Source organism: Algoriphagus sp. 10J20-15, assembly GCF_055809615.1.
Window position 1 is genome coordinate 204,543 of sequence record NZ_JBVVUG010000032.1, and the last position, 14,024, is coordinate 218,566.

Annotated in this window: 12 protein-coding genes; 8 read left to right on the plus strand and 4 right to left on the minus strand. The window is 41.6% G+C overall.

Annotation, left to right across the window (positions count from 1 at the left end; all coding sequences use genetic code 11):
- Nucleotides 1-4 precede the first annotated feature (4 nt).
- The 3 genes from AC0L6R_RS13165 to AC0L6R_RS13175 are packed head-to-tail and all read left to right on the plus strand — an operon-like array spanning nucleotide 5 to nucleotide 2,202.
- Complete coding sequence (locus AC0L6R_RS13165) at nucleotides 5-667, plus strand: ABC transporter ATP-binding protein (protein WP_473271603.1); 663 nt, start codon at nucleotides 5-7, stop codon at nucleotides 665-667.
- Nucleotides 651-899 carry a DUF4162 domain-containing protein gene (locus AC0L6R_RS13170; RefSeq protein WP_473271604.1) on the plus strand — a complete coding sequence of 83 codons (249 nt, stop codon included), beginning with the start codon at nucleotides 651-653 and terminating at the stop codon, nucleotides 897-899. The genes AC0L6R_RS13165 and AC0L6R_RS13170 overlap by 17 nt, the downstream gene beginning before the upstream one ends.
- A complete protein-coding gene (locus AC0L6R_RS13175) occupies nucleotides 892-2,202 on the plus strand; it encodes an ABC transporter permease (RefSeq protein WP_283414673.1) in 1,311 nt (436 codons plus the stop codon). The genes AC0L6R_RS13170 and AC0L6R_RS13175 overlap by 8 nt, the downstream gene beginning before the upstream one ends.
- A gap of 179 nt (nucleotides 2,203-2,381) precedes the next feature.
- Here AC0L6R_RS13175 and AC0L6R_RS13180 read toward each other — a convergent pair whose 3' ends face one another.
- Nucleotides 2,382-2,852, minus strand: coding sequence for a Dps family protein (locus AC0L6R_RS13180; protein WP_283414672.1), 471 nt, complete (start codon nucleotides 2,850-2,852; stop codon nucleotides 2,382-2,384).
- 238 nt (nucleotides 2,853-3,090) lie between these two features.
- On the opposite strand from AC0L6R_RS13180, the gene AC0L6R_RS13185 reads away from it, so the two are divergent.
- Together AC0L6R_RS13185 and AC0L6R_RS13190 are read left to right on the plus strand one after the other, a co-directional pair.
- Nucleotides 3,091-4,326, plus strand: a complete 1,236-nt coding sequence (locus AC0L6R_RS13185) for a sensor histidine kinase (RefSeq protein ID WP_283414671.1) — start codon at nucleotides 3,091-3,093, stop codon at nucleotides 4,324-4,326.
- Between the two features lie 207 nt (nucleotides 4,327-4,533).
- Nucleotides 4,534-6,114 (plus strand): peptide chain release factor 3, encoded by a 1,581-nt coding sequence (locus AC0L6R_RS13190; protein WP_473271605.1) that lies wholly within the window; start codon nucleotides 4,534-4,536, stop codon nucleotides 6,112-6,114.
- Nucleotides 6,115-6,162: 48 nt separating this feature from the next.
- Here the strand turns inward: AC0L6R_RS13190 and AC0L6R_RS13195 are convergent, their stop codons facing one another.
- The 3 genes from AC0L6R_RS13195 to ade form a co-directional block, all read right to left on the minus strand.
- Complete coding sequence (locus AC0L6R_RS13195) at nucleotides 6,163-8,595, minus strand: TonB-dependent receptor plug domain-containing protein (RefSeq protein ID WP_473271606.1); 2,433 nt, start codon at nucleotides 8,593-8,595, stop codon at nucleotides 6,163-6,165.
- A 95-nt stretch (nucleotides 8,596-8,690) separates the two neighbouring features.
- Nucleotides 8,691-8,975: a hypothetical protein gene (locus tag AC0L6R_RS13200; protein ID WP_473271608.1), complete on the minus strand. Its 285-nt coding sequence runs from the start codon at nucleotides 8,973-8,975 to the stop codon at nucleotides 8,691-8,693.
- A gap of 218 nt (nucleotides 8,976-9,193) precedes the next feature.
- Nucleotides 9,194-10,822 (minus strand): adenine deaminase, encoded by a 1,629-nt coding sequence (ade, locus tag AC0L6R_RS13205; RefSeq protein WP_473271609.1) that lies wholly within the window; start codon nucleotides 10,820-10,822, stop codon nucleotides 9,194-9,196.
- Between the two features lie 129 nt (nucleotides 10,823-10,951).
- On the opposite strand from ade, the gene cmk reads away from it, so the two are divergent.
- From cmk to AC0L6R_RS13220, 3 genes are all read left to right on the plus strand, one after another.
- The gene (gene cmk, locus AC0L6R_RS13210; RefSeq protein WP_283414666.1) at nucleotides 10,952-11,656 is read left to right on the plus strand and encodes a (d)CMP kinase; all 705 of its coding nucleotides are present in this window, start codon (nucleotides 10,952-10,954) and stop codon (nucleotides 11,654-11,656) included.
- Nucleotides 11,640-12,536 (plus strand): 4-hydroxy-3-methylbut-2-enyl diphosphate reductase, encoded by an 897-nt coding sequence (locus tag AC0L6R_RS13215; RefSeq protein ID WP_473271610.1) that lies wholly within the window; start codon nucleotides 11,640-11,642, stop codon nucleotides 12,534-12,536. The genes cmk and AC0L6R_RS13215 overlap by 17 nt, the downstream gene beginning before the upstream one ends.
- A gap of 133 nt (nucleotides 12,537-12,669) precedes the next feature.
- On the plus strand, nucleotides 12,670-14,022 hold the full coding sequence (locus AC0L6R_RS13220; RefSeq protein ID WP_283414664.1) for a Na(+)-translocating NADH-quinone reductase subunit A: 1,353 nt from the start codon (nucleotides 12,670-12,672) through the stop codon (nucleotides 14,020-14,022).
- The last annotated feature ends 2 nt before the right edge of the window (nucleotides 14,023-14,024 follow it).

Sequence of the window (14,024 nt, forward strand, 5' to 3'; positions counted from 1 at the left end):
AGATATGTTAAAAATCAATAAGCTTAATAAATCCTACGGAGTCAATAAAGCACTTACAGAGGTGGATTTAAATGTATCCGAAGGTGTGGTTTTTGGACTTCTCGGGCCAAATGGAGCGGGTAAAACCACGCTGATTCGGATTATTAATCAGATTATAGATAGCGATAGCGGTGAAGTTTACATTGGCGGTGAGCTTTTGGCACCTAAGCATATTGGACTGATTGGCTACTTGCCAGAAGAGCGTGGGCTTTATAAGAAAATGAAGGTCTGGGATCAGATGCTTTATTTCGCGAGATTAAAAGGACTTAGTCCTCATGAGGCCAAACTGAAGATCAAATACTGGCTGGAAAAGCTGGAAATGGAGACTTGGAAGGACAAGAAGATTGAAGATCTATCCAAAGGCATGGCGCAGAAAGTCCAGTTTATCTCCACAATAATTCATAATCCTCCGCTCTTGATCCTCGATGAACCTTTCTCCGGTTTTGATCCAGTTAATGCAGAAATCATCAAAAATGAGATTTTGGAACTCAAGGAGAAAGGCACCACAGTGATCCTCAGTACTCACAGAATGGAGTCTGTAGAGCTGCTGTGTCGACCAGGTCGCAATGATCAATCGCTCGAAGAAAATCTTGGATGGTACAATCAAGCAGGTGAAATCCATCTATAGACCGGAAGTCTATACGATAACTCTTGATCACCTTACTAGAGATTTGCCGACGGAGTGGATATCCAAAGAAGACGAAGGAAGCTACAGTTTTACGCTACCTCTTAGTGGGAAATTGCCAAATGAACTTCTCAATGAGTTAATGCAATATGGTCAAGTGAGCCAGTTTCAAGAACTGATTCCGAGTATGGAAGAAATTTTTATTCACCAGGTAAAGTCAACAGAAAATGGATAAGATCTGGTTAGTAATTCAGCGTGAGTATGTAGCTCGCGTCAAAAAGAAATCGTTTTTGCTTGTCACCTTATTGACTCCTTTGATTTTCCCAGCCATCATGGGAATTTTCGTGTGGATCGCTTTAGAAGAGGAAGACAATCAAGCGCTGAGAATCATCGAGGTGGTAGATGATAATAAGCTGTTTTTCTTGGAAAGTTCTGAGCAGTATGCTTTTTCCTTTTCGGATATAAACTCTGAAGAAGCCAAGAAATTAGTACAGGATGGAGACCGTTACGGCTTTCTGCATATCCCTAAGTTTGATATAAAAGATCCAACGGGGATTTCTTTTTATGGAGAAGAAAATCCAAGTATGAGTCTGATCAGCTATTTGGAAAATAATCTGCGGAAGAAAATCGAGGAACAACGGCTTTTTGAAAGTGGAATTGATCCAAAAATTATAAATGATGTCCGGACAAAAGTGGCGATCAAATCCATTACGCTAGATGAAGAGGGGACAGAAACTGTAAGCGACGCGACAGTGAATTATGCAATAGGCTTTGTTGCAGGCATTTTGATCTACATGTTCATTTTCATCTATGGCAATCAGATTATGCAAGGTGTGATTGAAGAAAAGTCCAGTAGGATCGTGGAGATATTGGTTTCTTCACTGAAGCCTTTTCAGCTGATGCTGGGAAAAATCATTGGCATTGCTGGAGTTGGACTAACTCAACTTCTAATTTGGATCGTGCTAGTGGGAACGTTGACGACTATTGTGACGGGCTTTCTAGGGATGCAAATGCCCCAGCAACAGGCGATGGAATTGGCCAATCCTGAATTGGCTCAAGGCCTAGCTCAAAACACAGAAATGGGTGAAATTCTGCAAGTGATCGCAGGAATTAATTACATGGAGATAGCCTTAAGTTTTGTTTTTTACTTCTTGGGCGGATACCTATTGTATGGAGCTTTGTTTGCAGCGATTGGATCTGCGGTGGATGCACCTTCGGACGCGCAGCAGTTTATGTTACCCGTGACTATTCCTTTGATTGTAGCCTACATGGGTTTGTTTGTTTTTGTACTGAATGATCCCACCAGCACTACGTCATTTTGGCTATCAGTAGTTCCGCTGACTTCGCCGATTGCGATGATGGGTAGGGTAAGTTATGGCGTGCCATTTTGGGAGCTAGCTTTATCTATGGGGCTTTTAATCGTTGGCTTTTTATTTACTACTTGGGTAGCGGGTAAGATCTACCGAATAGGAATTCTGATGCATGGAACAAAGCCAAGCTATAAGACACTTTGGAAGTGGATCAAGACGAATAATTGAGAAGCTAAAATCTTAATATTTTGTAGCAAAATATAAATATCAAGGTGGTAGAGCTAAATACCAATAAATCAAGAGTCAGAAAAAAGAGTCAAGAAGTAGCAATTTTTGATAGAAAAAAATCCCGATCAGTTGCTGGTCGGGATTTTAGTTTAGGCGTTATTGGGGGAAGATCATTCTTATTATCTCAAATACGCAGAAAGCATCCATACTACTTTTTCTTTTGCAGTAATGTAGTCACTCATCAGGGAAGCCGTTCCCTCATCGCCTGATGCTCCTGCTGCTTCGAGGGTTTCTCTTTCGAGTTGCAAAAGGGTGTTCATATTTGACTTGATTATCTCCACCATTTTCATGGGATCTGTAATTTCTTTTGCCTCTTTGATAGAAGCAGTGTCAATGTATTCCTGATATGAAGAAAGTGGTCTGGCCCCTAAAGTCAAAATTCGTTCTGCAGTTTCGTCTACTGCCAAGTTCGCAGCATTGTAAAGTTCTTCAAATTTGGCATGAAGCTCAAAGAAATTTGGGCCGGAAACATTCCAATGAAAATTCCTCAAATTCTGGTAGTAAATCTGATAATTAGCTAGTAGGTCATTAAGTTTTTCTACCAATACCTTACTTTCTTTGATTTCTAATCCAATGTCATTCGTTTTCATATGTCTGTTGTTTGTTTTTCTAGTGTCATATGGAATCTAGCATGCGATATAACTATCCCGTTTTGTGACGCCGGAGGGATGCTCGATTTCATATTTAAGTTGTTTAATTTTCTCTGCTTGAATTAAAGTATAAATTTACTCCATAGGTCGATACCTTCCCAACTGATAAATTCTATCTTCAAGTCATACTATCTATGTGATTGGGAAGTTAGTAACGGTAGTAATTCAAGTTTGATTAATGAAAAAAAGATTTCAAGACCTTACCTCTTTAGATTTTTATACAAATAAGAAGCAAGTCAAATGGCTTGTCGTTGCGGCCTCACTAATCATAGGAGCAGGTTCGATTTGGTATACTAATAGTCTGGTGGAGGAATTGCGCGAGCGGGAAAGGAGGCAGATCGAATTGCTGTCCAGTGCGCTGGAGTATGCAGCTACTACGATGGAGAATCTCACGTTTATCAACCAGGAGATCATCCAACAGAATTATTCCATTCCGATCATTATGGTGGATGATTCGGCCAATCCTATTGAATTTAGAAATATACCTTTTAAGAATAATGCAAGTGCTGCCGATTCTGCAGAAACGCTGCAAAAGGAGCTGGCAGAGATGCGAGCGGAGTACGAACCTATTTTGCTTCCAGAGGCAGATATTCTGGTTTATTACAGGAACTCTGAATTGCTGATTAATCTAAAGTATTATCCTTACGTGCAATTAGGAATTATTCTGATTTTTGGCGTATTGGCTTATGCGCTTTTTAACCAAAGTAAAATTGCGGAGCAAAACCGTGTGTGGGCTGGTCTTACTAAAGAAACTGCGCATCAATTGGGAACGCCGATCGCTTCTTTGATGGCTTGGATTGATTACCTGCGGAACTCTCCAGTCTGGGAGGAAAATAAGGAAATCATCACCGAAATGGATAAGGACGTGGTGAAGCTGAGGATGGTGACGGAGCGATTTAGCAGTATTGGCAGTAAGCCCGTGATCCAATCAGGGAATGTCTACGAAGCAATTGACGAAACAATTAATTACCTCCGTCCGAGAATATCTACCAAAGTGGATTTGAATATTCATGCAGACACTAAGGATCTCGATGCGATGATGAATAAGCCACTGTTTGAGTGGGTGATAGAAAATATCTGTAAAAATGCTGTAGATGCGATGAAGGGTAAAGGGCAGATTGATATTACCATTCTACAGGATAGTGATAAGTATGTGATTATAGATATCACAGACACCGGGAAGGGCATGGAAAAGCGAATGTACAAACGTGTATTTAATCCAGGATTCTCTACCCGTCAAAGAGGTTGGGGGCTGGGTTTGACACTCGCAAAAAGAATCGTGGAAGGATATCATGGCGGGAGGATTTTTGTCAAAAACTCAGAAGTTGGAGTAGGAACCACCTTTAGGATATTGCTTCACGGAAATCATGAAGGGGCCTCACAGTTTATTACCGAGGGAATCTTGGAGTATTAGGGATTTGTGATTTCGGATATATGATTTACGAGATTCCCGATAGAGTTAAGCGAAAACTACTATTCTGAGCTTTTTGAAAAAAGAATGAAGGTAAACTTGTAGGCAAAGATCGAAGTCCCAATTGAACTCGTAAATCCAAAATCGTAATTCGTAAATTCTTTCCACCTATTTTTTCCCTACCTTTGCAGCCTTAATTTGATGTCACCCATGAGTTTGAAAGAAGAAATCCAGAAGCGTAGAACCTTTGCAATTATTGCTCACCCTGATGCAGGAAAGACTACTTTGACTGAAAAGTTGTTGCTTTTTGGTGGTGCGATACAGACTGCGGGTGCGGTGAAATCCAATAAAATCGACACAGGAACCAAGTCGGATTGGATGGCAATAGAGAAGCAAAGAGGTATCTCTGTGGCTACTTCTGTCATGGGTTTCGAATACAAAGACATCAAAATCAACCTGCTTGATACGCCTGATCACCAGGATTTTGCTGAGGATACTTACCGCACATTGACGGCGGTCGATTCGGTCATTATGGTAATTGACTGTGTGAAAGGGGTGGAGATTCAGACGGAGAAGCTTATGGAAGTTTGCCGGATGAGAAATACGCCTGTGATCTGCTTTATCAACAAACTCGATAGAGAGGGACGTGATCCTTACGAATTGATCGAGGAAGTAGAGCAAAAATTGAATATTCAGTGCCGTCCGCTTTCTTGGCCTATCGGCATGGGAAAGACATTCAAAGGTGTTTACAATCTGTTTGATCACAAACTCAATCTTTTTACCCCGTCTCAACGAAAACTCAGTGATGTTCGCCAATCTTTTGAAGACGTGAATGATCCGGAATTGGAAGAATTAATCGGGAAAAACTACGCTAATCAGCTTCGCGAAGATGTTGAATTGATTGAAGGAGTGTATCCTGATTTTGATCCTACAGAATATTTGGAAGGAAAAGTAGCGCCGGTGTTCTTTGGCTCAGCGGTGAATAACTTCGGCATCAATGAGATGTTGGATACCTTTATCAAAATTGCGCCAGCACCGAAAAGCCGTAGAACTGAGGAGCGTGAGGTGAAGCCTGATGAGAAGAAATTCTCAGGTTTTGTATTTAAGATTCACGCCAACATGGATCCAAATCACCGGAACCGGATTGCATTCTTGAGAATATGCTCAGGGACTTTTGAGCGGAACAAACCTTACAATCACGTGCGTGGACCAAAGCCATTGCGCTTTTCCAATGTGACTCAGTTTATGGCGCAGGATAAGGAAATGGTCGATGAGGCATTTCCAGGAGATATTGTAGGCTTGTATGATACTGGAAATCTGAAGATCGGCGATACGCTGACGGATGGTGAAGACATGCAGTTTGTAGGTATTCCGAGTTTCTCGCCGGAGATTTTCCGTGAAGTGGTGAACAAGGATGCGATGAAGACCAAGCAACTCGAAAAAGGCCTGAAACAACTCATGGAAGAAGGAGTGGCGCAGATGTTCACCTTCGATATGGGTTCTAGAAAAGTAGTCGGGACAGTTGGTCAACTTCAGTTTGAAGTAATCCAGTTCCGCTTGAAAAACGAATACAATGCCACGGTGGAGTTTCATCCGATGAACCTGTATAAAGCCTGCTGGATCACGAGCAAGGACAAAAAGCAACTGGAAGAATTTGTCCGTTCCAAAAACCGTCACATCGCTCATGATAAAGACGGCAAGCTGGTCTTTATGGCCGAGTCAAAAGCCTGGCTTCAGATGGTAATGGATAATTACCCTGATATAGAATTCCACTTTACTTCGGATATTTAGTGAAAAACCCTCCAGATTTTTAAATCTGGAGGGTTTTTACTTTAGGGATTACTTTTCAATAGTGTAGTTAAATTTTGTAGATCCAGGCTTACCGCCTCCACTAATTCCTTCTATCTCTCCATAAATCAAATGCTCTGCATCAGAATTATAGAAAGATACAGAGGCCTTTCCCGACGAATTTGTCTGGATATTCGGTGCCCAAAAAAGAGTGGCGCGCTGATCTGGTTTAGGAAGTGAACTGATATCTGCTGGATATTTGGGTGAGTAGAATTCCTTTTCTACCTGATAGCCCTTCATGGTCAATGCGGCATCCTGTTGGATTGGTTTTTTATCAGTACCAAGGTCTTTCCTCGTGTAAAATCCAATTACTCCATTTGATCCTCTAGCACCGAATATCGCCGTGTCCGCTCCCTTCCATACTCGGTAGCCTTCGATTTCTTGCACAGGGATAGTGAGCAAGGATTCTAGTTTTACTTGAATGTCATCCACCATGAGCATCGGTTCCATACTGCTGTTGATAGAATTCATTCCTTGGATGAGAATCTTCGCAGTTTCTCCATATCCCGTTATTTGTACACCAGCCACTCTGCCTCTCAGTAGATCTAACGGATTCATCAGGTTTTCTAGTGCCGGCTTGCCAGCCACTTGCATCTGTACAGTTCCAGCGCCATAAGTACTGGAGATATTGGAGGGTTGATCTATTCTTTTTGCCCTCACTTCTACTCCCTCAAGGGCAAATTCCGAGTTATCAAAGTCAAATGCTTTATCAATAGCTAGACGCACGGCAGCTTTTGTTAAGAAATTCTGCTCCAAAGCCGAAGCTTGGGTGAAAGTAGAAGGGATTTGGTAGGATAGCTGTGGCGAACTATAGGAGCTTTCTGTCAAAATAGTAGCTATTCTACCATTGCTTGTTTTCCCCTGTAGGATTATTTTCGTAGAGTCAAAGAAGATAAGGTCATGGATTTCAAACTCACCTCTTGAATTGGTTAGTACTGTTTTTGATTCTGGGAAGGGAAATAACGACAGGTAGGATACAGTTCCGGATTCTACTGGCTGATTTTTCTTTTCATCAGTAAGTACTCCTATGATCGTCAATCCTTTTTCAACGCCATATTCAGGATCTGTCACGTTTTCGCTCAATGCTTCTTTTATTGTAAATCTCCGCCAGCCTTGCGTCAGCATAAGGATATCCAAGTCTTTTGTGCGATCCTGATTTGTGAGATTGAAATAGTATCCGGGTGATTCGATATGCCCTTTCAGTTCTGAGGAAAGCAAAAGGTTCGATTGTATTGTTTCCTTGTTTTCATTCAGAGCTACCTGACTTCCGTCAAATACGCTCAATGACATATTGGCCGCGACTGGATTTCCCTCTTTATCCTTTGCTTCTATATCAATTTGAACTCGTTCTCTAGGCTTATAAACCGATTTGTCCATAGATACAGTGATTTTCATCTGATCTTGGTGGTCAATGAAAATTATTCTCTCTGCTAAAGGATTTCCGTTTTCATCCATCACAGTGATTTGAGCGATTCCTGAGGGAAATTCTTTCTTTGGGATTCGGGTAAAGCTTACTTTTCTAGAAAGATCAGCCTGGCTAGATGCACAGACTATTCCACGTGTTTGCGCCAAAAGATAGACAGTTTGAAGGGTGGAATTCTCTGAAGCTTGAACCTTCACGAGGATATCTGCTGTAGTAGGCGAATTCGTCACAGAGAGAATTATTCCTGAATCAAGGGCTTTTGGCAGCGGTACTATTTCATCGCTATTCTCTAATAATGCTGTGTATTTCTTCCCTTCTTTGGGCATCAAGGCAAAAACACCCATACCCAATTTATTGCTTTCAAACGTAGCAACTTCCTGTTCGTCTTCAAAGACTTTTCCGCTCACTACTTTACCCAATCCGTCCTTTCCGATAGCTTTGAAGCCTACTTTACTCATGATCCCATTGACTAAATTACCTCCTTCGGGAAAAAACTGAAGAGCTATGGTTTCATCACTTAACACATTATTGATGGGGTCTTGGGTATTCCAGATTTTTATCTGTTTATGAAAAAAATAAGCTGCATCGGCATTCCGCATCCAATTGGTATAGGAGCGAACTAGGTAGTTTCCTGAGGGAAGGGATTCATCTAATTCTACCTGACCTGCGGCAAAACCTTCTGGAGAAAAAAGCTGATGCTGCTGTATAACTTCACCGGAACTATTGATCAACTCTACATAAATAGTGTTGCTGAGTAAAGAAGCTTCGTGGTATGGACCAGCGGTCAGGTAAGCTTTAAGCCAAATAGTCTCCCCAGAGGAATATTGAGCTCTGTCTAGATGCAGGTAAACTTTCTCCTGAGGAAGCTCAGTGATATATCTTTTGAACCCTGCAATGATTTGCTCCAGAGGATTAATGATGGGAAAAAAGGAGAGGAAGATAAAGGCTGAAAGGACAACCAGTATTCCAATGGAGGTTTTAATAGGGTCTGCCTTAGCCAAAAGTTATTTAGTTAGAATCGGGATTAAATTAAACTAACTTTTTGATTTAATCCTATGAGAAAATTCTTCTTTCAGAAATCTAAAAATCTCGCTTTTCAAAATAAGATAAGCAGAAGCAGCACAACGTTAATGACAATTCTGATTACGAAAGCAGTTATGTTTTTACGTGAGTTCTCAATTTCTTCCTTGTGGTTCAAAGTTTGAAAAAGGTAATAAGCAGAACCAATAATCGTCAAGGAAATGAGGATGATCAACGGAATAAGTAGGAATTCCAGCCCATTTATTCTTCTCATAGCGGCATTTGTGATATAAGAAATCACCGTCACCACAGATCCAGTGGATTGGGCTTTATGGATTTCACCAAATCTATTGACGTTCATATTTTTCACTTTGAAATGTTTGAGATTATTGTTCGGTGTTAGTGCATTATGATGCAATTAAATAATGAGGAGTAGGTTTTAACGTCTTAATATTATCTCTTTAGTAAAAAAATGATTAGGGCTATTGTTGCTCCAATCAATAGTATGATACCTTGTGTTCTTGCTGATTTTGTCGATTCTGATTCTTTCATTTCTATCGTATTTCTTTACAATTCCAATCAATCTTCCAAAAACACCTCCTCAAACTCAAATCGCTGTCCATTAAATAAACCCTTGTCGCTCAGTTTCAAATCAGGAATTACGAGCAGAGCCATAAAGCTTAGCGTCATAAAAGGAGAACTAAGCGTTGCTCCCATTTCCTTGGCAAGTCTATCGATCTTCGTGTATGAAGCAACAACTTCATATCCGTCTGAAGCTGACATGATTCCTCCGACTGGTAGCGGAAGTATTTCTTCCTGATTTCTGGAAACTGCAGAAACACCACCTTTGGCTTCGATTATTAGATTGACGGCTTTGCAAATGGATTCATCATCGATTCCTACTGCTATGATATTATGTGAGTCGTGTCCAACTGAGGAAGCGATCGCTCCCGTTTTCAATCCGAAGTTTTTGATGAAAGCCACCGCTGGTGGAGCATCTTTGTAGCGATTGACCACGGTGATTTTCAAGATGTCCTCGGCTGGATTCGATTCTGCAAAGCCATCTTTGATTAGAATCTCTCCAGAAATTTCTGGTGTGATCAATTGTCCATCTAGTGCCTCGATTACTCTGACTTTGGAGCCGTTTGCTTTGATTTGAAAGTCTTCAGGGGTTTTAAGAGAAGTATTAAAATTGTTGATGATCTCGTTTGTGATTGGCTGAATCAGCGTCTTTCCATTCTCCGCTACTTTCTCTCCATCAATGTAGGTGCTAATTACCTGAAAGTCTTTCAAGTCATTTACCAGAATAAAATCTGCAGGATCTCCTTCTCTCAGTTGTCCAACATTCATCGCATAGTGAGCGATAGGATTCAGACAAGCTGCCTGAAGTACATTAAAAACATCTTTGCCTTTTGCGATAGCTCTAGCCGCAAGTTCATTGATATGAGAAACTGCCAGATTATCCGGATGCTTGTCATCTGAACAAAACATAATCATCTCAGGGTATTCATCGATCAGATCTATAAGTGCTTCGAAGTTTTTAGCAGCCGAACCTTCTCGGATAGCGATTTTCATTCCCAGCTTTAATTTCCCTAAGGCTTCCTCAGCCGTGAAACACTCATGATCGGTGCTTGGGCCAGCACTGACGTATTTCTCTGCCAGTTCTCCTTTTAGTCCTGGTGCATGTCCATCGATGGGTTTGCCGTATTTCTTTGAGATTCGGATTTTCTCCATCACCAGCTCATCCCGATTCACCGTTCCGGGCCAGTTCATCATTTCCGCGAGGTAATGAATCTCGGGGCGAGACATCAGGTTTTCAATATCTGCTGCATTGATCTCACCGCCGGCCGTCTCGAAAGGCGTGGCTGGAACGCAGGACGGGGCACCGAAGTAGAATTTGAAAGGAACCTGCTTTCCGTTTTCTATCATGTATTCAACGCCTTGCATTCCGCAGACATTGGCGATCTCGTGTGGATCGGAGACTGTCGCCACCGTGCCATGAACTACAGCAAGTCGGGCGAATTCCGAAGGAACAAGCATGGAGCTTTCCACATGCACATGCGCATCGATAAAGCCAGGCATAAGGTAGGGCAAGGAAGGATCAGCTTCGATATGCTCGAATTTTGATATTTTTCCTTCGAGTATAGTGATTGAAACGGAGTGGATTTTACGTTTTGATATATCGACGAATTGTCCTTGGATCTGCATGAAAATGTATGATTGAATTACTTGGAGAGAATCTGTATTAGTGATTCGGTTCCGAGTGTTGGGGATAGGTTTGGATTAAAACTACTATATTTGCGCAGTAATAAAAAAACGAATCAAGCGGGTTTTTGAATGAATAAAATCGTCATCGCCATCGATGGATATTCTGGATGTGGGAAGAGCTCCACTGCCAAAGCAGTTGCCAAGGACTTGGGATATACGTACATCGATTCCGGAGCCATGTATAGAGCGGCGACTCTACACTTTTTGAATAATTTCCTTTCTCCATCCAATCCACATGATGTGGAAAAAGGGCTTAAATCCTTAGAGATTTCTTTTCATCTAAATCCGGACACCCATAAACAAGAGACCTATCTCAATGGTTTGAATGTGGAGGGTGAGATCCGTACTATGCGAATTTCCAATAAAGTGTCTGAAGTCGCCACGGTCGCTGCCATCAGAAAAGAGTTGGTAGCGCAGCAGCAACGACTTGGAAAGAAAAAAGGAGTGGTAATGGATGGACGTGATATTGGCTCGGTAGTTTTTCCTAATGCAGATCTGAAAGTGTTTATGACTGCGGACTTAGATACTCGTGCTATCAGAAGGCAAGAAGAGCTTTTGGAAAAAGGAGAGTTGGTGGACTTGCAAGAGATTAAAGCTAACCTCGCTGATCGAGACAGAGTAGATTCTTCTCGTGTAGAAAGCCCACTAAAGAAAATGCCAGATGCTCTGGAGGTAGATACCAGTAATATTACCTTTGCGGAGCAGGTGGGGAAGATCGTCCACTCGGCAAGACAAATTATTGATAAACAAGAGAGCTATGCAGGTAAGCATTGATAAAAACTCTGGGTATTGCTTCGGTGTCGAATTTGCCATCAAAATGGCGGAGGATGAGATGGAGCAAAGCGACCAGCTGTATTGCCTAGGCGATATCGTGCATAATGATATGGAGGTTTCGCGTCTTAGCGCCAAAGGTTTGGTTGTTATAGATCGAGAGCAGTTGTCAGAATTGCATGATTGCAAGGTGTTGATTCGCGCACATGGCGAACCGCCTGAGACCTATAGAACTGCCATAGAAAACAATATTGAACTAATTGATGCTTCCTGTCCAGTAGTGTTGAAGCTACAACATCGCGTGAAAAGTGCATTCGATAAAATGGAGCGTGAAGACGGACAGATTGTTATTTATGGTAAAAAAGGCCATGCGGAAGTAATTGGCTTGACTGGACAGACTTTGGAAAAGGCTATCGTGGTGATGGAAGAGGCTGATTTGGAAAAGATAGATTTTACCAGACCTGTGACGCTTTTCAGTCAGACTACCAAAAGCACGAAAGGCTTCTATGAGATTTCTCAGAAAATAGAAGATCGCATTCAGGCTGCTAAGCAAGAACTTACGCGAGAAACTTTCAATGCAAATGATTCGATTTGCCGGCAGGTGTCTAATCGTGAACCACAGCTACAGCGATTTTCTCAGGAAAATGATGTGATTTTATTTGTGTCTGGAAAGAAAAGCTCAAATGGCAAGGCACTTCATCAAGTGTGTCTGGCTCAAAATGAAAGAAGCTATTTCATTGAAAATGAGAAAGAGATTAATCCAGATTGGTTTCAAAAAGATGAAAAAGTAGGGATATGCGGAGCAACATCTACACCAATGTGGCTGATGGAGCAAGTGAAATCATACGTGGAATCACTCGAAGAAGGGGTGCTTTCAGTTTAAAATAGAGTTATTTAAAAACTTAGGAAGCCATTCTTCCAAAAGTTCAAACATTAAAGTTCATATACCCTCAAATTAAAAAGGTTATTTATTAGATTTGGGGCGTTTTTCAAAAGCTCATAGTTCAAAAACAGATATGTCTAAAATAGTGAAGCTTAAGAAAGGTTTTGACATCAACTTGGTGGGAAAGGCTAAGCAAGAGCTTGCTGATTTCGCCCCGGCTCAAACCTTCGCAATTAAGCCGACAGACTTTATCGGGCTCCAGCGCCCTAAAGTTCTTGTCAATGAAGGAGATACCGTTAAGGCAGGTACTCCAGTCCTGATCGACAAAGCATTGGATCAAGTAATTTATGCGGCTCCTGTTTCCGGCAAAATTGTCGAGATTAAAAGAGGCGATCGCAGGAAATTGCTTGAAATCAGTATTTTGGCGGATGCTACCATCGTCCACGAGCAACTAGGTGCTGTTAATATTGCTTCTCTAGATAGAGATGCTTTGGCAGCAAAACTGGCAGCGAGTGGTGTTTGGCCAAACATCATCCAAAGACCTTACGGTATAGTCGCAAATCCAGCGGATACTCCTAAGAGTATTTTCATATCTGCTTTTGATACCCATCCATTGGCTCCAGACTATGCTTTCGCATTGCAGGGCCAAGAGAAATATCTTCAGGCAGGAATTGAAGCTTTGGCTAAACTGACAAGTGGCAAAGTCCACCTGAATGTGGACGGCTCAAAGGCGACTCCATCTGTTTTTGCAGAATTGAAAGGCGCTCAAGTGAACAAATTCTCTGGACCGCACCCTGCAGGAAATGTAGGAGTGCAGATTCACCACTTAGATCCGATCAATAAAGGTGAAATCGCTTGGACGATCACTCCATACGGAGTTGCTCAGATCGGGAAATTAATTTTAGAAGGTGTTTACGATGCTTCTAAAGTTATAGCAGTAACCGGTTCTGAATTGACCAAGGCTGCCTATGTAAAGACGTACATGGGAGCTTCTGTTTCTACTTTTGTGAAAGGAAATCTTAATTCAGGTCACGTAAGAGTGATCTCTGGAAATGTCCTTACTGGAGAGAAAATTTCGTTGGAAGGTTTCTTAGGTTTCTATCACAATCAGATTACCGTTATTCCTGAGGGTGATTACTATGAGTTCATGGGATGGGCAAAACCTACCACTAGATTGAGTTACCACAGAGCACTAGGATTACTTTCCTTCCTTACACCAAATAAAGAATTCGTCATGGATTCAAACGGTAGAGGCGAAGAAAGAGCATTCGTGCAAACTGGTGTTTTTGAATCTGTTACTCCCATGGATATACTTCCAGTTTATCTTTTGAAAGCTATTATGGCTGAGGATTTTGACGAAATCGAAGAATTGGGAATCTATGAGATCGTGGAAGAAGATTTAGCTCTTTGCGAGTTTGTGGATGTGTCAAAGCATCCTGTGCAGGAGTTGGTGAGAAAAGGAATTGAATTAATCCAATACAGTTAATC

Coding starts and splice junctions, on each gene's coding strand:
- AC0L6R_RS13165 (WP_473271603.1), top strand. CDS start 5: ATGTTAAAAATCAATAAGCTTAATAAATCCTACGGAGTCAATAAAGCA.
- AC0L6R_RS13175 (WP_283414673.1), top strand. CDS start 892: ATGGATAAGATCTGGTTAGTAATTCAGCGTGAGTATGTAGCTCGCGTC.
- AC0L6R_RS13180 (WP_283414672.1), bottom strand. CDS start 2,852: ATGAAAACGAATGACATTGGATTAGAAATCAAAGAAAGTAAGGTATTG.
- AC0L6R_RS13185 (WP_283414671.1), top strand. CDS start 3,091: ATGAAAAAAAGATTTCAAGACCTTACCTCTTTAGATTTTTATACAAAT.
- AC0L6R_RS13190 (WP_473271605.1), top strand. CDS start 4,534: ATGAGTTTGAAAGAAGAAATCCAGAAGCGTAGAACCTTTGCAATTATT.
- AC0L6R_RS13200 (WP_473271608.1), bottom strand. CDS start 8,975: ATGAACGTCAATAGATTTGGTGAAATCCATAAAGCCCAATCCACTGGA.
- ade (WP_473271609.1), bottom strand. CDS start 10,822: ATGCAGATCCAAGGACAATTCGTCGATATATCAAAACGTAAAATCCAC.
- cmk (WP_283414666.1), top strand. CDS start 10,952: ATGAATAAAATCGTCATCGCCATCGATGGATATTCTGGATGTGGGAAG.
- AC0L6R_RS13215 (WP_473271610.1), top strand. CDS start 11,640: ATGCAGGTAAGCATTGATAAAAACTCTGGGTATTGCTTCGGTGTCGAA.
- AC0L6R_RS13220 (WP_283414664.1), top strand. CDS start 12,670: ATGTCTAAAATAGTGAAGCTTAAGAAAGGTTTTGACATCAACTTGGTG.